This is a genomic window from Collimonas arenae, assembly GCF_001584165.1.
Taxonomy (GTDB): Bacteria; Pseudomonadota; Gammaproteobacteria; order Burkholderiales; family Burkholderiaceae_D; genus Collimonas; species Collimonas arenae.
Genome location: NZ_CP013233.1, coordinates 509579 through 534726, shown reverse-complemented (window position 1 = coordinate 534726; position 25148 = coordinate 509579). Strand labels below are relative to the sequence as shown.

19 protein-coding genes, 1 other RNA gene and 7 pseudogenes are annotated in these 25148 nt (G+C 57.7%); 10 read left to right on the top strand and 17 right to left on the bottom strand.

Annotated elements, in window-relative coordinates; translation table 11 throughout:
* Nucleotides 1-2 precede the first annotated feature (2 nt).
* From CAter10_RS02525 to rpoH, 8 genes and pseudogenes are all read left to right on the top strand, one after another.
* Complete coding sequence (locus CAter10_RS02525; protein WP_061532154.1) at nucleotides 3-908, top strand: alpha/beta hydrolase; 906 nt, start codon at nucleotides 3-5, stop codon at nucleotides 906-908.
* 185 nt (nucleotides 909-1093) lie between these two features.
* Entirely contained in the window at nucleotides 1094-1732 is a 639-nt protein-coding gene (locus CAter10_RS02520) for a LysE family translocator (protein ID WP_061532153.1), read from the top strand.
* 48 nt (nucleotides 1733-1780) lie between these two features.
* Nucleotides 1781-3093, top strand: a pseudogene (gene rsmB / locus CAter10_RS02515) (16S rRNA (cytosine(967)-C(5))-methyltransferase RsmB).
* Between the two features lie 40 nt (nucleotides 3094-3133).
* Nucleotides 3134-3712: a DUF4390 domain-containing protein gene (locus tag CAter10_RS02510; RefSeq protein ID WP_082797766.1), complete on the top strand. Its 579-nt coding sequence runs from the start codon at nucleotides 3134-3136 to the stop codon at nucleotides 3710-3712.
* Nucleotides 3713-3714: 2 nt separating this feature from the next.
* Nucleotides 3715-6012: a sensor histidine kinase gene (locus CAter10_RS02505; protein ID WP_061532152.1), complete on the top strand. Its 2298-nt coding sequence runs from the start codon at nucleotides 3715-3717 to the stop codon at nucleotides 6010-6012.
* Between the two features lie 281 nt (nucleotides 6013-6293).
* A complete protein-coding gene (locus CAter10_RS02500; protein ID WP_061532151.1) occupies nucleotides 6294-7016 on the top strand; it encodes a response regulator in 723 nt (240 codons plus the stop codon).
* Nucleotides 7013-7363, top strand: a complete 351-nt coding sequence (locus CAter10_RS02495) for a GTPase (RefSeq protein ID WP_335340184.1) — start codon at nucleotides 7013-7015, stop codon at nucleotides 7361-7363. The genes CAter10_RS02500 and CAter10_RS02495 overlap by 4 nt, the downstream gene beginning before the upstream one ends.
* A 267-nt stretch (nucleotides 7364-7630) precedes the next feature.
* Nucleotides 7631-8530, top strand: a complete 900-nt coding sequence (rpoH, locus tag CAter10_RS02490; protein ID WP_061532150.1) for an RNA polymerase sigma factor RpoH — start codon at nucleotides 7631-7633, stop codon at nucleotides 8528-8530.
* Between the two features lie 110 nt (nucleotides 8531-8640).
* Here the strand turns inward: rpoH and CAter10_RS02485 are convergent.
* From CAter10_RS02485 to CAter10_RS02460, 5 genes and pseudogenes are all read right to left on the bottom strand, one after another.
* A pseudogene (locus CAter10_RS02485) lies at nucleotides 8641-9272 on the bottom strand (SCO family protein).
* A gap of 8 nt (nucleotides 9273-9280) precedes the next feature.
* Nucleotides 9281-10165, bottom strand: a complete 885-nt coding sequence (gene cyoE, locus CAter10_RS02480) for a heme o synthase (RefSeq protein WP_061532149.1) — start codon at nucleotides 10163-10165, stop codon at nucleotides 9281-9283.
* A pseudogene (locus CAter10_RS24450) lies at nucleotides 10162-11393 on the bottom strand (COX15/CtaA family protein). The gene cyoE and the pseudogene CAter10_RS24450 overlap by 4 nt, the downstream one beginning before the upstream one ends.
* 40 nt (nucleotides 11394-11433) lie before the next feature.
* Nucleotides 11434-12093, bottom strand: coding sequence for an SCO family protein (locus tag CAter10_RS02465; protein WP_417924702.1), 660 nt, complete (start codon nucleotides 12091-12093; stop codon nucleotides 11434-11436).
* Nucleotides 12047-12808, bottom strand: a complete 762-nt coding sequence (locus CAter10_RS02460; RefSeq protein ID WP_061532148.1) for an SURF1 family protein — start codon at nucleotides 12806-12808, stop codon at nucleotides 12047-12049. Before CAter10_RS02460 ends, CAter10_RS02465 begins: the two co-directional genes overlap by 47 nt.
* A 43-nt stretch (nucleotides 12809-12851) precedes the next feature.
* Here CAter10_RS02460 and CAter10_RS02455 point away from each other — a divergent pair, with 43 nt between their 5' ends.
* Nucleotides 12852-13052, top strand: coding sequence for a twin transmembrane helix small protein (locus CAter10_RS02455; protein ID WP_061532147.1), 201 nt, complete (start codon nucleotides 12852-12854; stop codon nucleotides 13050-13052).
* A gap of 95 nt (nucleotides 13053-13147) precedes the next feature.
* Here the strand turns inward: CAter10_RS02455 and CAter10_RS02450 are convergent.
* From CAter10_RS02450 to rnpB, 12 genes and pseudogenes are all read right to left on the bottom strand, one after another.
* Nucleotides 13148-14007, bottom strand: a pseudogene (locus CAter10_RS02450) (cytochrome c oxidase subunit 3).
* Between the two features lie 64 nt (nucleotides 14008-14071).
* Nucleotides 14072-14287, bottom strand: coding sequence for a DUF2970 domain-containing protein (locus CAter10_RS02445; protein ID WP_061532146.1), 216 nt, complete (start codon nucleotides 14285-14287; stop codon nucleotides 14072-14074).
* A gap of 33 nt (nucleotides 14288-14320) precedes the next feature.
* On the bottom strand, nucleotides 14321-14905 hold the full coding sequence (locus tag CAter10_RS02440; RefSeq protein WP_061532145.1) for a cytochrome c oxidase assembly protein: 585 nt from the start codon (nucleotides 14903-14905) through the stop codon (nucleotides 14321-14323).
* 159 nt (nucleotides 14906-15064) lie between these two features.
* Nucleotides 15065-16675, bottom strand: a complete 1611-nt coding sequence (gene ctaD, locus CAter10_RS02435; RefSeq protein WP_061532144.1) for a cytochrome c oxidase subunit I — start codon at nucleotides 16673-16675, stop codon at nucleotides 15065-15067.
* Between the two features lie 16 nt (nucleotides 16676-16691).
* On the bottom strand, nucleotides 16692-17864 hold the full coding sequence (coxB, locus tag CAter10_RS02430) for a cytochrome c oxidase subunit II (RefSeq protein ID WP_061532143.1): 1173 nt from the start codon (nucleotides 17862-17864) through the stop codon (nucleotides 16692-16694).
* 32 nt (nucleotides 17865-17896) lie between these two features.
* Nucleotides 17897-18436 (bottom strand): DUF2244 domain-containing protein, encoded by a 540-nt coding sequence (locus tag CAter10_RS02425; protein ID WP_335340183.1) that lies wholly within the window; start codon nucleotides 18434-18436, stop codon nucleotides 17897-17899.
* Between the two features lie 333 nt (nucleotides 18437-18769).
* Entirely contained in the window at nucleotides 18770-19219 is a 450-nt protein-coding gene (locus CAter10_RS02420) for a DsrE family protein (protein WP_061535136.1), read from the bottom strand.
* A 63-nt stretch (nucleotides 19220-19282) separates the two neighbouring features.
* Nucleotides 19283-20453 (bottom strand): annotated as a pseudogene (locus CAter10_RS02415) (enoyl-CoA hydratase/isomerase family protein).
* Nucleotides 20453-21240, bottom strand: a pseudogene (locus CAter10_RS02410) (enoyl-CoA hydratase). The pseudogenes CAter10_RS02415 and CAter10_RS02410 overlap by 1 nt, the downstream one beginning before the upstream one ends.
* A complete protein-coding gene (locus tag CAter10_RS02405; protein WP_061532141.1) occupies nucleotides 21237-22397 on the bottom strand; it encodes an acyl-CoA dehydrogenase family protein in 1161 nt (386 codons plus the stop codon). The pseudogene CAter10_RS02410 and the gene CAter10_RS02405 overlap by 4 nt, the downstream one beginning before the upstream one ends.
* Nucleotides 22398-22612: 215 nt before the next feature.
* Complete coding sequence (locus CAter10_RS02400; RefSeq protein WP_061532140.1) at nucleotides 22613-23167, bottom strand: fasciclin domain-containing protein; 555 nt, start codon at nucleotides 23165-23167, stop codon at nucleotides 22613-22615.
* Between the two features lie 148 nt (nucleotides 23168-23315).
* An RNA gene (rnpB, locus tag CAter10_RS02395) (RNase P RNA component class A) lies at nucleotides 23316-23641 on the bottom strand.
* 237 nt (nucleotides 23642-23878) lie between these two features.
* Between rnpB and CAter10_RS02390 the strand changes: the two are divergent.
* Nucleotides 23879-25146, top strand: a pseudogene (locus CAter10_RS02390) (D-amino acid dehydrogenase).
* Nucleotides 25147-25148: the final 2 nt, after the last annotated feature.

Genomic DNA, 25148 nt, shown 5'->3' with positions numbered 1-25148 from the left:
TAATGGCCTCAGTTCGTGAGCAGCAGCTTACGACCGACGACGGCGTTTCTCTCTTCGTCACCGATTGGCCGCTGGCTCCCGGCGTGCCGGTTGCCGGCAGTATCCTGCTGTTGCACGGACTGGGCGAACACTCAGGGCGTTATGCCCATGTGGTGCGCTTCTTCAATCGCTGCGGCCTCGCGGTTCGCAGTTACGATCACCGCGGCCACGGCCGCTCCGGCGGCAAGCGCGGCGATGTGCCTGACAGCACCGCCATATTGCGCGACGCCAAGGTCGTACTGGATGACCTCGCGCAGCAGCAAACCCTGGACTATCCCGATTTGCCGTCGACCGCGCCTCTGCTGTTCGGCCACAGCATGGGCGGCCTGTTCGCGGCCCGCTTCGCCACAGCGCAGATGTCGCCGCTGCGTGGCTTGATCCTGTCTTCCCCGGGCCTGGCCCTGCCATTGAGCGCGATCCAGCTGGGCCTGCTCAAGGTGATGTCGACGCTGGCTCCCGGTGTCGCAGTACCGAACGGTCTCTCGACCAATCACCTGTCGCACGATCCTGCGGTCGCTCCCGCCTACAGTAACGATCCACTGGTGCACGACAAAATCAGTGCACGCCTGCTGACCAGCATGCTGAAAGCCGGCGAGTTTTCGCTGGCCCATGCGCCGACGCTGGCTATCCCAACGCTGCTGCTGGTAGCCGGCGATGACCGCCTGGTCGATCCGCAAGGCAGTCAACGCTTCTTCGACGCGCTGCAACCAGCTATCGGCACCTTTCAACACTACGAAGGCATGTATCACGAGCTATTTAATGAAATTGGCTCGGAACGGGTATTTGCCGATCTGCGGCGCTGGCTGGAGGCGCAGCAAATGCTGAAAGCATTGCAAGCGCCTGTCCCGACCCTGGTTTCGACTGCATAAAACACGCTGCATCAACGCGGACTACAGAAGTTGCGCAAAGGAAATCGGCGCCTGATGAGTCATTTTGACAAGAATCCGGGTTGCTGCCGGTGATATTGAACAAACCCGACGTTTTTCCGGTCACACTTGCCCCCTATCCCCGTTACAATCTCACCATCCTGACCAACCTGTCGAGCTAAGCCGCCATGACATCGTTCGGCATCACCAATTTTGGCCTGTTCCTGATGGCCGTACTGCTACTGAACGCCACTCCTGGCCCAGATACCGCCTATATCGTCGGCCGCAGCGTGGCGCAAGGGCGCCGCGCCGGCCTCATGTCCGCACTTGGCATTACCGTTGGCTGCTGCATCCACGCGACATTGTCGGCGTTCGGCCTGACTGCCCTGCTGGCCGCCTCAGCCACCGCCTTCATGGCGGTCAAGCTGGCCGGTGGCGCCTATCTGGTCTATCTCGGCATCAAAATGTTATTCAGCAAGCAAGCGCCATCTACCGAAAACCGCGAGGCGCTTGACCTGCGCTCGCATAAGACAATTTTCGTGCAGGCCTTGATCACCAACGTACTGAATCCAAAAGTGATCCTGTTCTTCCTGTCATTTTTCCCGCAATTCGTCAACCACGATTCGCCGCACAAGATCGTCGCTTTTTTGTTTCTGGGTGCTGTGTTTGCTACCATGTCGCTATGTTGGAACAGTGGCACGGCAATGCTGGCAGGAACCCTGACCCGGCACGCAAGCAACAATCCCCACGTCAAACAATGGCTGGAGCGCACCGTCGGCGCCGCCTTTATCGCACTGGGCATCAAACTGGCGACGACCAGGAACTGACCGGACAATTTACCAAAGCTGCTTACGCATCACCGACCTGAACAACTTGTGACCTATTCAACTCTCAAAAAAGATTCTCTCGCCTTTAGCCTGCTGGGCGCCGCCCAAGCCGTTGCCTTGGTGCGCGACGGTGCGGCGCTACCGCAAGCATTGACCCAGGTGTTTGCCCAATCGGCCGCGCCAGCGCCAACTCGCGGCGCGATACAGGACATTGCCTATCGCACCATGCGTGGCGTCGGTCGCGCCGAAACCTTATTGAACAATCTGGCCAGCCGACCGCCGGAACCGACACTGCTGCATTGTCTGCTATGCGTGGCGCTGTGCTTGCTGGCCGATGTTGACGACCCCGCCTACGAAAATTTCACGGTGGTCAACCAGGCGGTGACGGCGGTCGATTCTGATCCGCAGATGGCGCACGCCAAGGGCATGGTCAATGCCGTGCTGCGCCGTTTCCTGCGTGAGCGCGAAGCGCTGATGGCCAGCGCTGTCAAGACGCCGCTCGGCATGTGGAATTATCCGGTCTGGTGGATCGATCGCATGAAGGCGGCCTACCCGCAACAATGGCAAGCTATCCTGACGGCCGGCAATGCGCCGCCGCCGCTGACCTTGCGCGTCAACCGCCGCAAAACCGGCGTTGCCGATTACCTGCAAAGCCTGTCGACGCACGGCATTGGCGCCAGGCAGATCGGCGCCGATGCAATTCGCCTCGACAACGCGCTGCCGGTAGCCCAGATTCCCGGTTTCGAAGACGGCCTGGCATCGGTGCAGGATGCGGGCGCGCAACTGGCTGCGCCACTGCTCGACGTACAGGACGGCATGCGGGTGCTCGACGCCTGCGCCGCGCCGGGCGGCAAGACCGGCCATATACTGGAGATCGCCGATGTCGATCTGACCGCATTGGACAACAATGCCAAACGTTTGCAACGCATTACCCAAAACCTGGAGCGCTTGCAATTGCAGGCCACGCTACTGCAAGGCGACGCTAGCACGGGCAGCGCCGGCGGCGGCTGGTGGACGGTCTGCCGTTCGACCGGATCCTGGCCGACGTCCCCTGTACTGCCTCCGGCATCGTGCGCCGCCACCCCGATATTCGCTGGTTGCGCCGCAAGACCGACACCGAGCAACTTGCAACACTTTCGGCAAAGATTCTGGACAATCTTTGGCAGATGCTGCGCCCGGATGGTAAATTGTTACTTGTAACATGTTCCGTTTGGCCACAGGAATCGGAAGCCCAGGCAGTGGCCTTTGCAGCACGGAATGCTAATGCGCGCAGGCTACCGGCCCCCGGACAACTGCTGCCGACCGCCGACACCGAACACGACCACGATGGCTTGTTCTACGCGCTGTTCCAGAAGTGCTAAGCCCTTGTTTCACAACTAACTTTTACCGTACCCGAAACCAGTGACACAACCATTGCCTCAATTCATCAAATACTGGCTGCTGGCCCTGATGCTGGCGCTGTCTTTTAGCCATGCTTCGAGCTTTGCATCGGATGGCGTTGAATTGAGTCAGGCACATATCGAAGCCGACGATGACGGCTACCGTCTGTCGGCAACCTTCTCTTTCGATCTCAACCGCGGCCTGGAAGAAGTCATCAACCGCGGCGTGTCCCTGTATTTCACGACCGATGTCGAGTTGACCCGTCCGCGCTGGTACTGGTTTGACGAGAAAGCCATCACCGCCACCCAAACCATCCGCCTGCAATACAACGTGGTGACACGGCGCTATAACGTCGCCATCAACGGCAGCCTGCAGCAGAGCTTCAATACGCTCGACGACGCGCTAGCGCTGATCCGCCGCCCCAATCGCTGGCTGATTGCCGAAAAGGGTGCGCTGAAGAGCGGCGAGGTATATCAAGTCGCGGTACGCATGGGGCTGGACCTGGGCTTGCTGTCGAAACCGTTCCAGGTCAACGCGCTGAATAACAGCGACTGGCGTTTTTCTTCCGACTGGAAGCGCTTCAATTACAAGGCTGAATAACCGTGTCGCGCGCACTCCGGTATCTGCTGGTGGTTGGCGGCGCCATCGTCAGCATCCTGCTGTTCGTACTTGCATCGGCCTCGGCCAACTCGGATTTTTTCGATAAGCACTATTCATGGCTACTCGGACTGAACGCGCTGATGGCCGTCGCTCTGCTGGGCCTGGTCTGCCTGTTGCTGGGACGGCTCTACAGTCGCTACAAGCGCGGCAAATTCGGATCGCGTCTGATGGCCAAGCTGGTGCTGATGTTTGCGCTGATCGGCATCCTGCCGGGAGTGGTGATCTATCTGGTGTCGGTGCAGTTCGTCTCACGCTCCATCGAATCCTGGTTCGACGTCCACGTTGAAGCGGCGCTGCAGTCCGGCCTCAACCTTAGCCATGCGGCACTCGACTCCTCGCTCAACGACCTGACCTCGAGGGCCCGCACGCTGGCGGCCGAATGGTCCGAACTGTCAAATTCAGCACAGGCAACCCAGCTTGGCCGGCTCAGCGAGCAGAACCTGGAAGCATCGATCGTCACCGCTAACGGCCAGGTGATCGCCTCGGTAGGTGGCCACTTGGGCACGCTGATCCCCAATTTGCCCACCGCCAGCATGCTGCAACAGGCACGGCTGCCGCGCGGTTTTTCCGCCATCGAGAGCGATCTCGACAATCCCGACTCAAGCCGAGCGTCGCAAGCTTCCGCCAGCGACGGCACCGACTTGCGGCTGCACGTGGTGGTCGAGATCCCACCGCCGCTGAAAAGCGCCTCGCTGCAAAATGAAACGCATTTCCTGCAAATGATCCAGCCGGTACCGACCTACCTCGCTACCAACGCCGATGCACTCGGATCGGCCTATAGCGAATACCAGGAGCGCTCGCTGGGACGCTCAGGGTTGCGCAAGATTTATCTGGTGACGCTGACACTGACCTTGCTGCTGGCGGTGTTCGGCGCAATCGCCAGCGCCTTCCTGATCGCCACTGACCTCGCCAAGCCCCTGCTGCTGCTGGCTGAAGGAACCAAGGCAGTGGCCGAAGGCAATCTTTCGCCGCGTCCGATCGTCGCCACCTCGGACGAACTGGGCACGCTGACACAATCCTTCAATCTCATGACGCGCCAGTTGTACGAAGCACGCGCCTCGGTCGAAAAAAACCGCAACGAACTGGAAAATGCCAAGGCCTACCTGGAATCGGTGCTGGCCAACATGTCGGCCGGCGTGATGGTGCTTGACGGCGATTTCCGGCTAGTCACCAGCAACCAATCGGTGGCGCGCATCCTGCAGTATGATTTTTCCCCGCATATCGGCCAGCCTCTCAACATCATTGACGGCCTGGCCCACTTTGCCGAAGTCATCACCAACGCATTCTCGGAACAGAATGCACAGTTCGCCACCGGCAAGATCGGCCCCGAGCTGCTGCACTGGCAGCAACAGATCGAGATTCCACGGCGGGTCGACAGTGGTGCGAGCGGCGACGCCGATGACATCACTCTGTTGGCCCGCGGCTCGCGACTCCCAGTGGAAAACCGCGCTGGCTACGTCGTGGTGTTCGATGACATTTCCGATGTCATCTCTGGCCAGCGTTCGATCGCTTGGGGCGAGGTGGCGCGCCGCCTGGCCCACGAGATCAAGAATCCATTGACCCCGATCCAGCTGTCGGCCGAGCGCCTGCAGATGAAACTGGAAGACAAGCTGATGACTCAGGACGCCGCCATCCTGAAGAAGAGCACGGACACCATCGTCAATCAGGTGGCGGCGATGAAGCGCATGGTTGACGATTTTCGCGACTACGCCAAGACGCCGCCGGCAGTACTGGCTGAGCTGGACTTGAACGTACTCGTGGCGGAAATCCTGCATCTCTACCTGGCCGGCGACGAGCGCGACATGATCCATGCATCGCTTGCGCCAGATTTGCCAAAGATCATGGGCGACGCCACCCAGCTACGCCAGGTCATCCACAACCTTCTGCAAAACGCGCAAGACGCCGTGTTGGACCGCAGCGACGATCCGACGCCGCCACGCATTGACGTGGTCACCGAGCGCGTCAGCTTCCAGAGCTCGGACGGCCTGTCACGCACCGCAGTGCGCCTTTCCATTACCGATAACGGCTCAGGATTCGCACCGAAAATCCTGGCGCGGGCCTTCGAGCCGTACATCACATCGAAACCCCGCGGCACCGGACTGGGGCTGCCGATGGTAAAAAAAATTATCGATGAGCACGGCGGCCGCATCGATCTGCAGAATCGAAGCGATACAAAGGGCGCAAAAATCCTGATTTTGCTGTTAAAGTTAGCCTCGAATCATGATTCGTCAATTATTTGACATGATTTTGACTTGGAACAGATGCAAATTGACAGTCGGCTGATATAGCATATATCTGGGTTCCGACAAAAAACCAACAGGCATTGATAAAGGGACCTCGAAAACCGTAGCGAACGTTGCAAGGTCGGCAGGAGAAGCGCAGCCGTACGAGAGTACGACGAGCATGGCAGTGCCGAGATTGCAGCATGCATAGGTTTGTCGAGATTCCTATAAGTTAACTGGACTATCCGAACAGTCCACACAGTGGGATTTAAGGCAACAGGAAATGGGAAGGCTACCGCATGGCTAACATCCTAGTCGTTGATGACGAAATGGGAATTCGGGAATTGCTCTCGGAAATTTTAGGTGACGAAGGACACGTCGTGACCGCCGCCGAGAATGCACAACAAGCTCGCGAATTTCGCCAGGGCGGCGTACCCGACCTGGTGCTGCTCGATATCTGGATGCCCGACACTGATGGCGTAACGCTGCTGAAGGAATGGCAACGCGACGGCTTGCTGACCATGCCCGTCATTATGATGTCCGGTCACGCCACCATTGACACTGCAGTGGAAGCCACGCGCATCGGCGCCTTGAATTTCCTGGAAAAACCAATTGCCCTGCAAAAATTGTTGAAAGCAGTCCAGCAAGGCCTGTCACAGGGACCAAAAGGCGGCCGCGCACCAACGCTGTACCCGCAACCTGCCACGACATCGAACGACTTGAATGAAGCCGTAGTGACAGCTGGCGTGTTCAGCAATCCCTCGATGTCGGAACCAACCCATCTGGCGGCCATGCCGTCGGTCGCCGCGAGTTCCGAGAACCTGTTCTCATCGTCCTTCGGCCTGCCGCTGCGCGAAGCGCGCGACGCGTTCGAGCGCGCGTACTTCGAATATCACCTGATCCGTGAAAGCGGCAGCATGACACGAGTGGCGGAAAAAACCGGATTGGAACGAACCCATCTGTACCGTAAGCTCAAACAGCTCGGCGTCGATCCTGGAAAGTTGTCCAAAAAGGGCGGATGACACTGACCACCCTGGTTAGCGGCGCGCGGGCCAGCACTCGCGAAGCCGCAATCCACGCTGCAATCGAGGCCGATCTTGCCGCCCAAGGTAGCCTGCAAAGCACCGCACTGATCCTGGAAGGCTTGTCGGACGGCAAGTTTGAATCGACCATGCCACCCGGCCTCGACATCAAACGCATCGCCCCCGGCTGTTTTTGCTGCATTGGCAACCTGACGCTGCGCGTGACACTGAATCGCATTCTGCGCAAACCGCCGGCCCGGCTCTACATCAGCATTGCCGACAGCACACATTTGCCGCAAATCAGCGCTTTCCTCAGCAGCGCCCCTACGACACCCTGCTCGAACTGACTCCCGACTTGGGCTGCGCCGCGTAGTTGTTGTTCCCTGCGGCTGTGCAGCATTTCGTTTCGTTAGGACGCAACTTTCGCAGGTTTTCCCCGTCTAATAAGTCTGTTACAAACAATCAAAAAAAGAATAACAATAGTAACAAACTATATCCGGCGTTTAATAAATCCTATTAGCACTCTATAATAGAGAGTGCTAATATATTGTAGGTCAAACGTCTGATCGTTGATCCACTGGCTGCAACAAGCAGCCGGACAGCAAGGAGAAAGAATGAAAAATCCGTCAGTCAGCACCGCTTTAATGCCAACAGAATCAAATGCTTTGGCGCTCGGCTTTTCCGGCACACTGGGGAATATTGACGCCTATATCTCGGCCGTTAACCGGTTGCCTATGTTGACGCACGATGAAGAAATTTCCCTCGCAAAACAACTGCGCGACAAGAACGACCTCGGCGCCGCCCAAAAGCTGGTGCTGTCGCATCTGCGCCTGGTGGTATCGATTGCCCGCGGCTATCTGGGTTACGGCTTGCCGCATGCCGACCTGATCCAGGAAGGCAATATCGGCCTGATGAAAGCAGTCAAACGCTTCGATCCGGACCAGGGTGTCCGACTGGTGTCGTACGCGATGCACTGGATCAAGGCAGAAATGCACGAATACATCCTGAAGAACTGGCGCCTGGTGAAAGTAGCCACCACCAAGGCGCAACGCAAACTGTTCTTCAACCTGCGCAGCCACAAGGAAGGCCTGGACGCGATGACGCCGACCCAAGTCGAGGCATTGGCCAAGACCCTCAACGTCAAGCGTGAAGAAGTCATCGAGATGGAAACCCGCCTGACCGGCCGCGACATTGCGCTGGACGCGCCGACCGACGATGATGATGATAAGTTTGCGCCGATCGCCTACCTGTCATCGGAGTCGCAAGAGCCAACCAAGGTGCTGGAAGCCCAGCAATACGACCGCATGCAGTCGGAAGGCCTGGAATCGGCACTGAGCAAGCTGGATGATCGCTCACGCCGTATCGTCGAGGCTCGTTGGCTGGCTAACGATGACGGCTCCGGCGCCACCTTGCACGAGCTGGCAGATGAATTCGGCGTCTCCGCCGAACGCATCCGGCAAATCGAAGCAGTTGCCCTGAAGAAAATGAAGGGGTCGCTGGTCGCATTCACCTGACCGCCCGCGTTACGGTAACAAAAAAGGCAGCCTCGGCTGCCTTTTTTCATTATGGTCCGATATACATATCGGACCTCTCCCTCAACTTTTCTCCAACTGATCGCCGGTGATCACGACAGCAGCAATTTCAAGTCGTGGGCAATCGGATCTGGCCCCTGACCATGTCGCACGAACAAGCGGATGTGGCCTTCCGGATCGAACACATAGCTGCCTGCAGTATGGTCCATGCTATAACTGCCGGGTGTCTTGCCGGGTACTTTCTGGTAGAACACGCGGAATTCCTTGGCCACCTTTTCGGTCGCCGCCTGGTCGCCATACAGGCCGACGAAGCTCGGATCGAAGGCTGGCACATACTTGGACAACAACTCCTGCGTATCGCGTTCCGGATCGACAGTAATAAACAACACCTGGACCTTGCTTGCCAACGGCCCCAGCTCCTTCATGACATTCGCCATCTCCACCATGGTGGTCGGGCAAACGTCGGGCATTGGGTATAGCCGAAAAACACCACGACTGCCTTGCCCTTGTAATCGGCCAGCGTACGCGGCTTGCCAGTATGGTCGGTCAGTGCAAAATCGCGGGCGTAGCCAAGGCCGGTGACATCGGTATTGATGAACGCGCTCTTGGCCGGCGACAGGATGATTTCCTGGCTGCCGCCGCCAGATTTGTCGCCGCAAGCAGTCAGGGACACGGTCAGCAGCAAGCCGGCGAGAACGGAGATGACTGGTTTGACTCGCTTCATTTTTGCTTTCAGAATTTGAGATAGTGATCGACCAGCAGTGCGGCAAATAACAGTGACAGGTAGATGATCGAGTAAGCAAACGTTTTGCGCGCAATCAGATCGGTATAGTGACGATAGATCTGCCAGGCGTACCACAGGAAGATCACGCCGAGAACCACCGCACTGGCCAGGTAGATCAATCCGCTCATGCCGACTGCAAACGGCAGCATGGTGGTGGCGACCAGCGCAATCGTATACAGCCAGACCTGGAACTGTGTGAATGCCATGCCGTGCGTGATCGGCAGCATCGGCAGGCCCGATTTTGCGTAATCGTCGCGACGGTACATGGCCAGCGCCCAGAAATGCGGCGGCGTCCAGACAAAGATGATCAGCACCAGGATCCAGGCCTGCATCGGCACATCATTGGCGATCGCGGCCCAGCCCAACGCCGGCGGCATGGCGCCGGCCAGGCCACCGATAACGATATTCTGCGGCGTCGCCGGCTTCAGGATGATGGTGTAGATGATGGCATAGCCGACAAAGGTGGCGAAAGTCAGCCACATGGTCAGCGGATTGACGAAGTTATACAGCACCCACATGCCGAGGCCGCCAATGACGCCGGAAAAAACCAGGGTCTGGCTGACGGTGATTTCGCCGCGCGCCATCGGCCGCCGCGCGGTACGCGCCATGCGCGAATCGATTTCCCGCTCGACCAGGCAATTGACGGCAAAAGCAGCGCCGGCCAGCAACCAGATACCGATCGTGGCGGACACTACACGTTGCCAATCCGGCAATCCTGAAGTTGACAGGAACATGCCGATCACCGCGCAAAACACCGCAAGCTGCGTGACGCGCGGCTTGGTCAGGGCCCAGTACTGGGCAATTCTATTGGGTGGTGCGGTCAAAGCGGTCATGGGCGCGGGTTGAGGCGATCAGCAGTTACTGGTTGGCTTGCCACTGCCGGAACCGCATGCGGTCTCGGGGCAAGTCTAGCCTTATAGTTTAACATGACCAGCAAAACCAGCAGCAGCGCCGCCCCACCATTGTGGACGACCGCTATCGCCAACGGCCAGTTAAAGTAGATGGTAGACAAGCCAGTCAGCAATTGCAATCCAACAATAATCAGCAGCCAGCGCCCGGTATTTTTCAGGCCTGCTATATGCAGCGCTTTCCATGCAAGCCACGCAATGACGGCGATCACCACGAAGGCAAAGCTGCGATGCGTCCAATGGATAGCTGTCAGCGCCTGGAAAGTCAGGAAATCGCCGTCGGCAGTCATGCCCAAGTGCCGCCACAGCGTAAAACCGTTGGCGAAGTCCATCTGCGGCACCAAGGCGCCATGGCACAGAGGAAAATCGGTGCAAGCCAGAGCGGCGTAGTTAGTGCTCACCCAACCGCCGAGCGCGATCTGAACGATTAGCAGCGCCAATCCGATCATGGCCGGCTTCACCAGGCTGGCTCCGGCCGGAGCTACCGGCGCATGATCATTCTGGCGTGCACCAAGCCAGGCCATCGTCGCCAGCAAGGTCAGGCCAAGCAAGAGATGGGTGGTGACGATTACCGGCTGTAATTTCTGAGTCACTGTCCAAGCCCCGAAAGCGCCTTGCACGCAGACCAACAAAAACAGAAACGTCGGCGGCCACGGCGAATACCTTCCCTTCAACCCATCGTCATTCCCGCGTACGCGGGAATCCAGATTGCTGCGTAAATGGGATTCCCGCGTGCGCGGGAATGACGGGTCGCCGAAGACGGGGTCGCCAATGACCCAGCAGGCTTACCCGAGGTTCGCTTGAACCAGCTAATCCACGCAATCACCATCAGGGCAATGATCAGCACCCCTACCCCCATCGCAAAATAACGATGGGTCATCTCGATCCAGGCTTTCATCACAGTGACCGGGCCGGTCGGCATTGCGTCTTGCGCAGCGCTGATGTGTTCATGCGCCTGCAAAGGATTGGAATGACCATAGCATCCCGGCCAGTCGGGGCAACCGAGGCCGGAATCGGTCAGCCGGGTGAACGCGCCAAACATGATCAGGTCGAAGGTCAGGAACAACGTCACCCAGACCAGTTTGCGATACTTGTTGGTATCGCTGGAAACCCAGACCACGCAGAACGCCAGCACGGCGACCAGCACGCCCATGCTACCCAGTTGAATCAACATCGGTGTCGTCATGACTGTCTCATCCAATAGCCGAAGCGCGCAGCAGCTTGGACAGGTCTTTCTTGACCAGGTTGGGGTCGGCGTCCTTGGGGAAGCGCATCATCAGATTGCCGCGCGGGTCGATCAGGTAGATATGATCGGCCGCGGTGGTGCCGGCCTCGGTTGGTAGCCAGGCTTTCAGCAGTTCCGGCTTGACCCGCAGCAAGCGCGTGCCGTCGTATTCGCGCATCACCATGGTCTGCAAAGGCTGGTCATCGGTGATCAGCCAGACGCGTTCGATGCGCTCCATCTCCTTGCCCTGCATCAAGCGCAGCTGGCGCATGTCGAGCAGTTTTTCCTGGCAAGCCTTCTGACAATCGCCACCGTCGACCTGCACCATCAGCCATTTGCCCTTATAGGCATCGAGCGCAAGCGGCTTGCCGTCCAGCGCGGTGCTGCCGAGATCGGGAATCGGATAATTGCGCGGATCGATCAACGTGCCGTAGTTGGTTCGGCTTTGCGGCTTGATCACGTAATAGGTGAAATAGGAGGCGATCATCGGCGCCGCGCATACCGCGATGACGGCAAACAGCTTCCAGCGGCCTGAGCGGCGCTGCTGGGTGTCCACCTGGGCAGTGTTGCTGTTCGTGCTGTCAACCAGATTGCTGGCCGGCCGGCTTGTTGCTGTTTTTTGTTCCACGTCTGAATCCTGTCACAACAAAAAAAATAAGGGCCATGACGGCCAGCGCATACCACTGGAATGCGTAGCCGCGATGTCTTTCGATGCCAAGCGAAGGCCTGGGCCAATCGCGCAGCAGATGGTCTTCCGCGTTGCTGGTCTGCTCAATGACGAACGGCTGCAGCTTGAGCTTGCTGGCAGCGGCGAAGTCGTTAACGCTCAGATTCTGCAGAATCGCACCTGGCCGCAACGGGCCGGCATCTCCCAACTGCAGGACATGCCCGAAATCGCGCCTGGCCAGCCCTTCCATCTCGACCGTCCCGGCCGGCGTCGGATATGACGGCAACCTGGTGCGGTCGGCCGGATCGCGCGGCAACCAGCCGCGCGCGACCAGCACGTAATCGTCCGACGCCGCTATTTTAAATGGCATCAGCACATAGAACCCGGCGACACCATTCAACGGACGATTGTCGAGATAGACCGGCCATGCAGGAATAAATTCACCGCGAACGGCAAGACGCCGATATTCCAGCTGATCGACGTCTGGTGCCGGCGCTGCGCGTATGGCCGCGTTGAAATCGAGTGTTGGTTCGACTTGCCGTTGCAGCAACGTGGTTTCGATCAGTTGCTTCTGATCGCCGCGCCTGGTTTGCCATTGCGCAAGCGCAATGCCGAGCGCGACCAGCAACACGGTCACGACGAACGGAATCAGGCGAAAACGGAATCTGATTGGCATTACAATACAACCTTACTTAGTTAGCGCTCATGCCGGCCATAAAATGAAAATCGTCGTCGCCGTTGCTTTCATCCTGATCATTGGCAGCCTGTTTTCAGCGCTGCTGTTCCTGATGCGCGACAAGGGCAAGAGTGACCGCACCGTGCAAGCACTGACCCTACGCGTCGGCTTTTCGGTTGCCCTGTTCATCCTGTTGCTGGTCCTGTACAAACTAGGATATATCCAGCCAACCGGACTGCACTGAGCGCCGACTTGGTGCTGCACACCATTCACTTGTAGCAGTAAAAAAGGCCGCACCGAAGTGTGGCCTTTTTTACGCGCCAAAATCCTCTTTCTTGACTATAGCCAGTATACGACGACGTACAGAGCGAGCCAGACGACGTCGACAAAGTGCCAGTACCAAGCGGCGCCTTCAAAGGCGAAATGATGGTCTGGCGTGAAATGTCCCTTCAGCACGCGGTACAACACCACGGACAGCATGATGGCGCCGATCGTCACGTGGAAACCGTGGAAGCCGGTCAGCAGGAAGAAGGTTGAGCCGTAGACGCCGGAAGTCAGTTTCAGGTTGAAATCGGTATACGCTTCGATATATTCGGCCGCCTGGAAACCCATGAAAGTGGCGCCGAGCAGTATCGTTGCAAACAGCCAGAACGCTGTCTTGGCGCGATGGCCTGCACGCAGCGCGTGGTGGGAAATCGTCAGGGTCACGCCGGAAGTCAGCAGCAAGGCCGTGTTGATTGTTGGAATCGGGAACGGACCCATGGTGCTGAATGACTCAACCGTGCCTGCCGGACCGGCATTGCCCCAATGGGCAGAGAAATCAGGCCACAGGATCTTGTTATCGAGATCGCCCAACCAAGGCATGGAGATGCTGCGCGCATAGAACAAGGCGCCGAAAAATGCAGCGAAAAACATGACTTCGGAGAAGATGAACCAGCTCATGCTCCAGCGGAACGAGGTGTCGATGCGGGCGCTGTACAGGCCGCCTTCCGATTCGCGGATGGCGTCGCCGAACCATTTGTAGAGCACGGTCAGGAACGACAGGATGCCGATCACGCACAGTTCCGGCCCCACACCACGCTGTTGACCCACGCCGCGGCGCCGGCCATCGTCGCCAATAGCGCAACGCCCCCGAGCACTGGCCATCTGGACGGGCCAGGGACGAAATAGTAAGGTGCATTGCCTTGTTGAGAACTCATTTCCATCTCCCGATACAATTTTTAGATACAATTTTTAATTCATCACTGCATTCTGTGTTGCAAGTTACTTGGCGACCACCAGTTTCACTATCGTGATCAGGATCGCAATAAAAATCAGGGCGCCCAGTATCCCGGCGATGATGACATGCACCGGGTTCAAACCCGCTGCGTCGCTTTCATAATCCTTCCTTTTCCGCACGCCGAAGAACGACCAGAATACCGCTTTCATGGTCGCGCCAAATGAAGCTTTGCGGCGACTTGCTTCTCTCAGATCCGACATGCGACTCCCCTGCTCTACGGATACCCAACCAGATTAACTTGTCGGCTTGTCCGGCTGGCCTGCAATTTCAAAAAAAGTGTACGACAGCGTAATCAGCTTCACATCCTTAGGTATAGCAGGATCTATGTAAAACACCACCGGCATTTCCTTGGCCTGGTTCGGGCCTAAGGTCTGCTGGGTGAAACAGAAACATTCGACCTTCTTGAAAAATTCTGCCGCCTGCATCGGCGCATAGCTCGGAATCGCCTGGGCATCCATCTTGCGCGCCTGCTTGTTCACCACTTCATACACCACCGTGGTCATCTCGCCCGGATGCACCTGCACGCTGCTGACGGTTGGCCTGAAGCGCCACGGGCCTTGCGAATTGGCATCAAACTCAACCGTAATGGTGCGGCTCTTGTCGACCTGCGTATTGGCCGGCGCTGCCACCGTACCGTCCTTGGGCGTCAGATAATTGACGCCGGTTATTTCGCAAATCTTTTTATACACCGGTACCAGACCGTAACCGAAACCGAACATCATGACGGCAATCACCATCAATTTGCCCAGCATCTGCCAATTCAGTTTTCTTGATTGAGCCTTGACGCCATCGTTATCGCTGCCCGCAGGAGTAGTCATCTATTTGAACCACAACATCTTGACGAAGATCGCAATGAAGAAACTCAAGGCCAGCAAGCCCACCAGCAAGCCGGTGCGCAAGTTATTCGGTTTTTTCTGCTGATTCATGTTGGACACCTATGCGGAATTGGCGGGCGGTACTCCCCCCCGCCGCTTCCATTATTTAAAGACCGGCGGTGTTTCGAACGTATGGAAAGGTGCTGGACTAGGAACAGTCCATTCCAGACCCTCGGCGCCTTCCCATGGCTTGTCGGCTGCCTTCTTGCCACCCTTGATCGATGGAATGATGACGAAGAACAGGAAGTAGACCTGGGTCAGGCCAAAGCCCAGCGCACCGATCGATGCCACCATGTTGAAATCGGTGAACTGCGCCGGATAGTCGGCGTAGCGGCGCGGCATGCCGGCCAGGCCCAGGAAGTGCATCGGGAAGAATGTCACGTTGAACCAGACCAGCGAATTCCAGAAGTGGATCTTGCCGCGGGTTTCGTTGTACATGAAGCCGGTCCACTTCGGACCCCAGTAGTAGTAACCGGCGAACAGGGCGAACAAGGAACCGGCCACCAGCACGTAGTGAAAGTGCGCCACCACGTAGTAGGTGTCCTGCATCTGGATGTCGATTGGCGTCACTGCCAGGATCAGGCCAGTAAAGCCGCCCATGGTGAACACGAAGATGAAGCCGATGGCGAACAGCATCGGGGTTTCGAAAGTCATCGAACCGCGCCACATGGTCGCGATCCAGTTGAAGATCTTGACGCCGGTCGGCACCGCGATCAGCATGGTTGCGTACATGAAGAACAGCTGCGCTGTCACCGGCATGCCGGTGGTGAACATGTGGTGGGCCCAGACGATGAACGACAGGATCGCAATCGATGCAGTTGCGTACACCATCGATGCATAGCCGAACAATTGCTTGCGGGCGAATGCCGGGATGATCTGCGAGACGATACCGAACGCCGGCAAAATCATGATGTACACCTCAGGATGGCCGAAGAACCAGAAGATGTGCTGATACATGACCGGATCGCCGCCGCCGGCAGCGTTAAAGAACGATGTGCCGAAATGACGGTCGGTCAGGGTCATGGTGATTGCACCGGCCAACACTGGCATCACGGCAATCAGCAGGTAGGCGGTGATCAGCCAGGTCCAGCAGAACATCGGCATTTTCATCAGCGTCATGCCAGGCGCGCGCATGTTGAGGATGGTGGTGATGATGTTGATCGAACCCATGATCGACGACGCACCCATGATGTGGATCGCGAAAATCGCCATGTCCATGCCTGGCCCCATTTGCGTCGACAGCGGCGCGTACAGGGTCCAGCCGGCAGCAGTAGCGCCACCTGGCACCAGGAACGATGTCGCCAGCAACAAGGCCGCAGGCGGCATCAGCCAGAACGAAAAATTGTTCATCCGCGCAAAGGCCATGTCGGATGCGCCGATCTGCAGCGGGATCATCCAGTTGGCGAAGCCGACGAAGGCCGGCATGATCGCGCCGAAGACCATGATCAGGCCGTGCATCGTGGTCAGCTGGTTGAAGAATTCCGGCTTGAAGAATTGCAGGCCCGGCTGGAACAACTCGGCGCGGATCAGCAATGCCAGCACGCCGCCTGACAGCAGCATGGTGAAGGAGAACCACAGGTACAGGGTACCGATGTCCTTGTGATTGGTTGCGAACAACCAGCGCCGCCAACCGTGTGGATGGTCGTGTTCGTGACCGTGCGCGTGGTCGTCGTGAGAATGATCGTGTGGGTGATCGACTGCGGTAGTGCTCATCTCAATCTCCTAGGAATTACTTACGCGCAGCCAGCACTTCAGCTGGTTGAACAATATTTTCTTGTGCCTTGTTGGACCAGTTGTTGCGGGTGTAGGTAATCACCGCAGCAATTTCGGTATCCGACAATACGGCTTTCCAGGCCGGCATCTGCATGGCGCCGTCGGTTTTACCGTTCAACACAACATTGATCTGGGCCGCACGCGGGCCGTTCACGACCGGATCGCCGTCAAGCGCGGGGAACGCGCCAGGCACGCCCTTGCCGGTCGCCTGATGGCAGGCGGCGCAATTTGCCGTGTAGACTTTTTCGCCGCGTTGCTTCAACTCATCGATGGTCCAGGTCTTGTTCGGATCATCCGCTTGCGCAGCCATTTCCTTTTTCTTGCCGTCGACCCAGGTCTTGTAGTCGGCTTCGCTCAGGACGTTGACCACGATCGGCATGAACGCATGGTCCTTGCCACACAGCTCAACGCATTGGCCGCGGTAGGTGCCGACTTTTTCAGCCTTGAACCAGGTATCGCGCACGAAACCGGGAATCGCATCCTGCTTGACGCCGAACGCCTGGATAGTCCAGGAGTGAATGACGTCGTTGGCGGTGGTGATGATGCGGATCTTCTTGTTGACCGGCACCACCATCGGATTATCGACTTCGATCAGGTAGTTGTCGTTCTTGACCTTGGTCGAGTCAACGACTTGCTCGTGCGGTGTTGCAAGGTTGGAGAGGAAGGAAATGCCGGCGCCGGCGCCGTTGAGGTAATCGTAACCCCACTTCCATTGCATGCCGGTGACCTTGATCGTGATATCGGCATTGGAGGTGTCCTTCATCGCCACCACGGTCTTGGTGGCCGGCAGCGCCATGCCGATAACGATGAGGAATGGAATCACGGTCCAGGCGATTTCAACGCCGGTGCTTTCGTGGAAGCTGGCCGATTTGTGGCCCAGCGACTTGCGATGCTTGAGGATCGAATAAAACATCACGCCAAAAACAGCGAGGAAGATCACCAGGCAAATAATCAGCATCAGGTTATGCAGATCATAAATTTGCTGCGCAATCTGCGTCACTGGCGGTTGAAAGTTCATCCCTAGTACTTTAGGGCCACCCGGACTATCGACTACCGCCCATGAAGGCATGGCTGCCGACAGGAGCGACGCACCGAGCGTCAACGATATAAGGCGCTTCGCATATTCCATGTTTTCCTCAAAAGCCCAAAATTATAATTATGTCAACCAGCAGACGCAGACACGCGCTGTAGTTCCTGCCTCAACTCCTGTACAAATTCGCGCCGTTTCCATTCCGTCAGGAACTGTCCAATCTCAACCCTGGTGCCGAGCGCTTCCAGGCCTACCAGGCCCCGGCCGGTATCCGGCACCGCAATCCGGATGCAACGTAAATCGAGTTTAAACTGCCGTACCTGTTGTGCTTGTATCAATTCTACAAGCAGATAATCGTCCAACATTGCGATGTGCTCGCGGTCTGTGGCGTGCCGGGCATAGATGAGAAATGCGACAGCAACTGCGGACATCTCAACCACTGCAAATAGCAAGACAAACCAGGCACCGCGCAAAGTAAAACCGATTGCCACGGTAAACGAAGTCGCACAGAGGATCGCATAGAAAAAGCCAAGCTGGCGCGGCGCGATTGCGCAGTTACGCCTCAAGTCCCATTCTCGCTTCACCATGGCGCACCATCCACCCGCGGCAAGTTGCTTGTATGCACAAGCTAAAACCTTCGAAGTATAAGGGGTAACCGAACTTGTTATCAAGGAGAATCAAATTACCGGAAGAGCCTCTGCGCAACCGTGTCAGTCCTTGATTTCATGCGGCTTTGCGGCCGATTCGCATGCTGCATGGCAATGCAAATATCGCTGCCCCAAGATACCCGTTATCTGCCATTTTGTATATCAATACGACTGAAAGCAGCACCCTACCGACATTTTGGCAACAGACCTTTAGACCCCCAGAATACATGCGGTGCTGCAACATGCCTAAATTGCAATTACCACCCTAAGCATTCGTCAATAAAATAATTAGGGTCAGAGTCGAATTTCTGCTGGCAGACGCCATGCGGATCGATTCCGTCAAGAAAAGGAGCGGCATCAAGGCCGCAAATAGGCGTAACCCTGCCCTTGCAGCTCTGCCAGCATCACCACTCCGCCCTTGTCAGCCACGCCGAAGCCTGGCAGCAGGTCTTTCAGACTAATCCCCTGCGCTTTCATGGTATTGATGCAGGCGTTCATTTCTAGACCGTTTTTTGCCAACTGAGCAACCTGCGCAACGAATTCCGGGTGTGCTTGCGCGGCATGAAATGCCTGGAGCGCCGGACCATGTATCACCAGCACGATTTTCACATTGCCCGGACCACCCATGCCATCGAAGTGATTCTGGATATTGCCGAGCACAAAGGCGACGCGGCCTTGCTCGCTCAAATGATAGGCAACCTTGGCTTTATCCACTGTGGTGGCATGCGCCGACTTGGCGGTCGCCGCCAGCACGGAAGCCGCGCCGATTGATGAAAACATGGTCCACAGAATGCTGCGTCGTTGCATCTTCACTCCCGGTCGGAAAAATGAAACAGGATAAACCGACCTCGTTCAAGGCCGGCTAGATCGTCAACTTAAGCCCAAATCCGCCAACGGGTGATCACTCGCCGACCACGGATCGTCGAAAAGCCGTTGCCCCATTCCTTACTGACTTGCGCCAGGCTGGCCGGCTGCCATTTCGGCTGACGGTCCTTGTCGACGATGAGCGCCCGTATGCCTTCTGCAAAATCGGTGCGCGCCGCGCAATGCAGCGACACCACATACTCCAGCCGGAAAACCTCAGCCAGCGACATGTGCAGCGCGCGTCGCTGCAATGCATGCGATAGCCAGGCCGAAGCCGGACTGCCGGCCACCAGGGTAGCGATGCTTTTTTGTAGCCACGCGTCATCAGTCTGCAAGCCGACGATGTTTTGCACGACCTCATCCAGCGTCGGTGCGCGACACAGCTGGTTGATTAATTCGAAGTTCTGGCGCAACGGTGACGGTGCGGCGGCGAATGCAGGCTTCGCCTGCTGTTCTGCGGCCAGCAATATCCGCGTCAGTAGTATGTCGTCCTGTTTGCCGTCCCAGGACTGGCTCAGCAAGGTTGAGAGCAACGCCTGCTTCTGGTTATGCTCCAGTTGATAGTCGGCCAGCCGGGCGAAGATGGCGTCAGCCGCGCCGAAGGTAGCGCCGGTCAATGCCAGGAACAAACCGACATGGCCCGGCATCCGATTCAGGAACCAGGTGCCGCCGACATCCGGATACAGGCCGATCGTGATCTCCGGCATCGCCAGGCGCGATTTCTCGGTGACCACGCGATGGCTGGCCCCGGCCATCAGGCCGATGCCACCGCCCATCACGATGCCATGGCCCCAGGCCAGGATCGGCTTGGGGTAGGTGTGGATCAGATAATCCAGCCGATATTCGCGCTCGAAGAATCGCAGGCGTAGGTATTGCTGCGGATATCTTCCTGTCGATCAATGGCGTGCTGGTCCAGCATGGTGCGGTACAAATGTTGCAAATCACCACCGGCGCAAAACGCCTTTTCGCCGGCAGCCTGCATGACCACCAGCGCGACTTGCGGATCGGCGGCCCAGGCGCGCAACTGATGGTCGAGCAGATCCACCATCTCCAGCGAAATCGCATTCAGGGTCTTTTCCACATTCAGTGTGGCGACGCCGATCCGTTTGCCGTTGTCCGTGTGCAGCTCTTCAAACAAGGCGTGAGGAGCCGCTTGCTGCAGATTCAGTTCCGTCATTATTGATTGCTCCACTGTGCCGGACGCTTCTGCAGGAATGCGTTCACGCCTTCCTTCTGGTCCTGGGTATCGAACAGATCCAGGAACAATTCACGCTCGACCGGCAGCAAGGTCGCCAACGGATTGGCGCGCGCGCCCTGGATCAGTTTCTTGCAAGCGGTGACGCTGGACGGGCTTTGCTTGTCGACTTGTGCAGCAAGCGCCAATGCGCGTTGCCGGCCTTCGCCTTTTTTCACAACTTCCTCGACCAGGCCGATCCGTAATGCCGTTTCAGCATTGACGCGCTCCCCGCACAGGATCATGCGCTTGGCCCAACCTTCGCCAACCAGCCATGGCAGGTTCTGGGTGCCGCCGGCGCACGGCAACAAACCGACTGCCGCTTCCGGCAACGCCAGTTGCGCATGCTCTTCGGCGATGCGCAAATCACAGGCCAGCGCACACTCCAGGCCACCGCCCATTGCGTAACCGTTGATGGCGGCAATCGACACGCCACGGAAACTGGACAAGGTCTCGAACGCTTCACCAAAGCGGCGCGCCATCTCACGCGCCACGACCTTGTCGCCGTCGGCAAACAGCTTCAGGTCGGCGCCGGCGGAAAGAATTTCTCGCCTTCGCCGGTGACCACCATGCTGTAGATATTGTCGTCGGCGTTGAGCGTTTTCACCAGGCGCGTCAAGTCGCGCAAGGCGTCGCCGGTCCAGGTATTGGCCGGTGGATTGGCGATCGTCACGACCGCAGTGTGGCCGATCGTTTCCAGCTTCAGGTTGGTGTAGTTCACGCTATTCATCGGATGTCCTCATTGGATGCGTTGCTCAACAACTGGCGCGCGATGATGACGCGCATGATTTCATTGGTGCCTTCCAGGATCTGATGCACGCGCACATCGCGGAAGTGCCGCTCCAGCGGATACTCGCGGATGTAGCCGTAGCCGCCGTGGATTTGCAGCGCTTCGTTGCAGATCCGGAAACCGATATCGGTGGCGAAGCGTTTCGCCATCGCGCAATAGGTAGTAGCGTTGGAATCCTTGGCATCGAGCTTGCAGGCCGCGAGGCGCACCATCTGCCGTGCCGCGACGAGCTCAGTCTGCATGTCCGCCAGCTTGAACTGCAGCGCCTGAAAATCCGACAAAGGCCGGTTGAATTGACGCCGTTCGCTCATGTAGGCATGCGCTGCATCCAGCGCCGCCTGCGCAGTGCCGACCGAACAAGTGGCGATGTTGATACGGCCGCCGTCCAGGCCGCGCATCGCCAGCCGGAAGCCTTCACCTTCCTGGCCCAGCAGGTGATCAGCGGGTATCCGCACATTGTCAAAACTGATGGTACGAGTGGGCTGACTGTTCCAACCCATTTTTTCTTCCTTGCGGCCATAGCTGATGCCTGATGCATTGGCGGGAACCACGAATGCAGACACGCCATGCGAACCGGCGCCGCCGGTGCGCGCCATCAGCACCAGCACGTCGGTCGCACCGGCGCCGGAGATGAACGCCTTGGAACCGTTGATCACATACTCGCCGCCGACCAGCTCAGCGCTGGTTTTCAAGGAAGCGGCATCGGAACCCGCGCCCGGTTCGGTCAGGCAATAGGAGCCGAGCTTTTGTCCGCTCGCCAGTTTTCCGCACCAGGCCTCTTTCACTGCCGGCGTGGCCCAGTTGGCGATCATCCAGCTCACCATATTGTGAATCGTCAGGTAGGCCGTGGTGGAAGTGCAGCCGCGCGCCAGTTCCTCGAACACGATAGTGGCATCCAGCCGCGACAAACCCAAACCGCCCACTTCTTCCGGCGTGTACAAACCACAAAAACCCAGCTCACCGGCCTTAGCGATCACATCAATCGGGAAGATCGCCTCGGCATCCCATCTGGCCGCGTGCGGCGCCAGCTCTCCAATTGAAAAGTCGCGCGCGGTCTGCTGGAAGGCGCGTTGTTCCTCTGATAATTCAAAGTCCATGGTGGTTTGTCTCCAAAGCGGATGAGTGTTGAATTTATTGTCGATGCACCGTCGATGCGGCCTGCATTGCCCTTACGGCAGAATAACAATAATTGACGTTAACGTAAACGTCACCCAAATCATTTGGACGAAAAAAAGGGCGACGTGGAGATTTCCGTCGCCCAACTCGCTGCCACTCGATTACTAAATTCAGCGGTTGCCGCCTATCATCTTCGTTATTTTGGCAACAACACCGTATCGATCACGTTGATCACACCGTTCGACTGGTTCACATCGTAGGTAGTGATATTGGCAATATGGCCACCATCGTCCACGATGTAAATGTTATGCGGGCCGTTCTGCATGAAAGTCAGCTTGCCGCCGCTGGCGGTTGCCAGTTCAGCCTTGCCGCCGCCCTTCTTGATCTCGCTTTCCAGCTTGGCAAAACCGTAGCGACCAGGCACAACGTGATACGTCAGGATTTTGGTCAGGGTTGCCTTGTTTTCGGGCTTGACCAAGGTTTCAACGGTCCCGGCCGGAAGCTTGGCGAACGCTGCGTTGGTAGGCGCAAAGACGGTGAACGGACCTTTGCTCTTGAGCGTATCAACCAGGCCGGCGGCCTTTACTGCCGCGACCAGAGTGGTGTGATCGGCTGAATTGACGGCGTTATCGACGATGTCCTTGCTGGGGTACATTTGCTGACCACCCACCATCACGGTATCTTCTGCATAAGCCGCGCTGGCGGCGATCAAAGCGGCGGACAAAGTCAAAGCATAAGTAAGTTTGCGCATGATGATTCCTTTGAAAGAGAGTCAGTTTTCGGAGCCTGCACAGTCATATACGCAACTGTTCCGCAACTGGATTCGCCGGATTCAAAAAATCATGCAAGACGTGGGATAACCACAAGATGATGCTGCACTTGCTGCAGCGATCGAAAGAAAATGAAGTAAGCCGATAGGCCGGATTCTGTTACGACGCTCAGGCTTGCACCCTCGCGTTATGACAACCATTCCTCTAGGCGCTGAATTGCTCCAGCGCTCCAGCTCTCTACCCGCACGCTCCGCGAGCAACATCAACGCGTGCCTATTTGAGATTGCTCCGAGTGGAGGTTACCGCGTTTCACCGTAACTTAATACGCTCGTCTCTGTGGCCCTATTCCTCGCCTCACGGCGGACGGCCGTTAACCGTCACCCTGCTCTATGGAGTCCGGACCTTCCTCCCGCCGACGCCTTGCAGCGCCAGCCAGCGGCTGTCTGGCTTACTTCAGGCGGCATTCTACCGCAATGCAAGGCGCGCGGCCCGCTGTATTTCGTTGCGACGCCCAAGAAGGCCCACGTGGATGATGCCAAAACAGCATGAGACACAAGCTGGCAGCATACGTATAGTATCCAGATTGTTGCAACGCAAACTCGCAAGCCGCAGACCGCTGCCCACCCGACGGTATCTGCCGTGCCAGCAACAAAGATCATCGATTTAAACATTTCCGCAACAGGACAGAACACATGCACATTTGCGTACTAGGTGCTGGCGTCATCGGCGTGACTTCCGCTTACCGCCTGCTGGAAGCCGGCCATCAAGTAACCCTGGTCGACGCCGCAGCGCTGCCGGGCAGCCAGACCAGTCTTGGCAACGGCGCACAACTGAGCTACTCCTACGTCGCTCCGTTGGCAGATCCATCCGTGTGGACGCACTGGCCGGAATACCTGTTCAGCAGCGACTCGCCGCTAACGCTGCGTCCGAAAATGGATCCGGCCCAATGGCGCTGGCTACTCAAATTCCTGGCTGCCTGCAACGCTAATCGTGTTCGGCAGACCACGATCGATCTACTAAAACTGGCTTTCTTCAGCCGCGACCAGTTACAACAACTGAGCCAGGCAGTCCCATTCGATTTCCAGCACCGTACTGCCGGCAAGCTGGTGATGTACACCGACGCCAAAGGTCTGGAAGGCGCGCGTCGGCAGATTGATTTCCAGGCGCAGCATGGCTGCCAACAGGAAATCGTCGACGCCGCGCGCTGCATGCAAATTGAACCGGCGCTGGCCAACGCCAAGCGCGATTGGATCGGCGGCGTCTACACGCCGAGCGAAGAAGCCGGCGATTGCGCGCTGTTCTGCCGACAACTGGTTGACGCGATGTCGCAGCGCCAGGGCTTCCGCTTCGCGCATTCGCAACGCATCGGCAAAGTGGAAATGCGCGGCGGCGCACTGACTGCGGTACACGCCGGGCAGGAGCAAATTGCTGCCGATGCATTTGTACTGGCCTTGGGCGCAGAAAGCGCCGGCTTCGCGCGCCAGGTCGGATTCACGTTGCCACTCTATCCGCTCAAGGGTTACAGCATCACGGTGCCACTGTTCGACAGCGCCAACCAGGCCGCCGCGCCGCAGGTATCGATCACCGACATCTCACGAAAAATCGTCTACGCGCGCCTGGCGAATCGGCTGCGCGTTGCCGGCCGGGTCGAACTGCTCGGCATGGATCGCAGCATTCCGGCAACCGCAATCGATGAATTGAAACGCGGCGTCGACGAGCTGTTCCCGGCTGCGGCGACCTGTCCGACAACAGCACGCTGTCGCCATGGAGCGGCTTCCGGCCGGCGACGCCAAGCGGCGTGCCGATCATTGCCGCCGCCCCGATCAAGAACCTGTACTTGAACATCGGCCACGGCAGCCTCGGCTGGACCTTGGCGCACGGCAGCGCCACCTTGTTGACAGAATTGATTGACGGTCAGCGTACGTCAATCGATGCCAGCCCATTTTCATTCAGCGCTTAGGC

What these genes read in the sequence shown, in the direction of transcription:
- CAter10_RS02525 (WP_061532154.1), top strand. Translation starts at nt 3, where the DNA reads ATGGCCTCAGTTCGTGAGCAGCAGCTTACGACCGACGACGGCGTTTCT.
- CAter10_RS02520 (WP_061532153.1), top strand. Translation starts at nt 1,094, where the DNA reads ATGACATCGTTCGGCATCACCAATTTTGGCCTGTTCCTGATGGCCGTA.
- CAter10_RS02500 (WP_061532151.1), top strand. Translation starts at nt 6,294, where the DNA reads ATGGCTAACATCCTAGTCGTTGATGACGAAATGGGAATTCGGGAATTG.
- CAter10_RS02495 (WP_335340184.1), top strand. Translation starts at nt 7,013, where the DNA reads ATGACACTGACCACCCTGGTTAGCGGCGCGCGGGCCAGCACTCGCGAA.
- rpoH (WP_061532150.1), top strand. Translation starts at nt 7,631, where the DNA reads ATGAAAAATCCGTCAGTCAGCACCGCTTTAATGCCAACAGAATCAAAT.
- cyoE (WP_061532149.1), bottom strand. Translation starts at nt 10,165, where the DNA reads ATGACCGCTTTGACCGCACCACCCAATAGAATTGCCCAGTACTGGGCC.
- CAter10_RS02460 (WP_061532148.1), bottom strand. Translation starts at nt 12,808, where the DNA reads ATGCCAATCAGATTCCGTTTTCGCCTGATTCCGTTCGTCGTGACCGTG.
- CAter10_RS02455 (WP_061532147.1), top strand. Translation starts at nt 12,852, where the DNA reads ATGAAAATCGTCGTCGCCGTTGCTTTCATCCTGATCATTGGCAGCCTG.
- CAter10_RS02445 (WP_061532146.1), bottom strand. Translation starts at nt 14,287, where the DNA reads ATGTCGGATCTGAGAGAAGCAAGTCGCCGCAAAGCTTCATTTGGCGCG.
- CAter10_RS02440 (WP_061532145.1), bottom strand. Translation starts at nt 14,905, where the DNA reads ATGACTACTCCTGCGGGCAGCGATAACGATGGCGTCAAGGCTCAATCA.
- ctaD (WP_061532144.1), bottom strand. Translation starts at nt 16,675, where the DNA reads ATGAGCACTACCGCAGTCGATCACCCACACGATCATTCTCACGACGAC.
- coxB (WP_061532143.1), bottom strand. Translation starts at nt 17,864, where the DNA reads ATGGAATATGCGAAGCGCCTTATATCGTTGACGCTCGGTGCGTCGCTC.
- CAter10_RS02420 (WP_061535136.1), bottom strand. Translation starts at nt 19,219, where the DNA reads ATGCAACGACGCAGCATTCTGTGGACCATGTTTTCATCAATCGGCGCG.
- CAter10_RS02405 (WP_061532141.1), bottom strand. Translation starts at nt 22,397, where the DNA reads ATGGACTTTGAATTATCAGAGGAACAACGCGCCTTCCAGCAGACCGCG.
- CAter10_RS02400 (WP_061532140.1), bottom strand. Translation starts at nt 23,167, where the DNA reads ATGCGCAAACTTACTTATGCTTTGACTTTGTCCGCCGCTTTGATCGCC.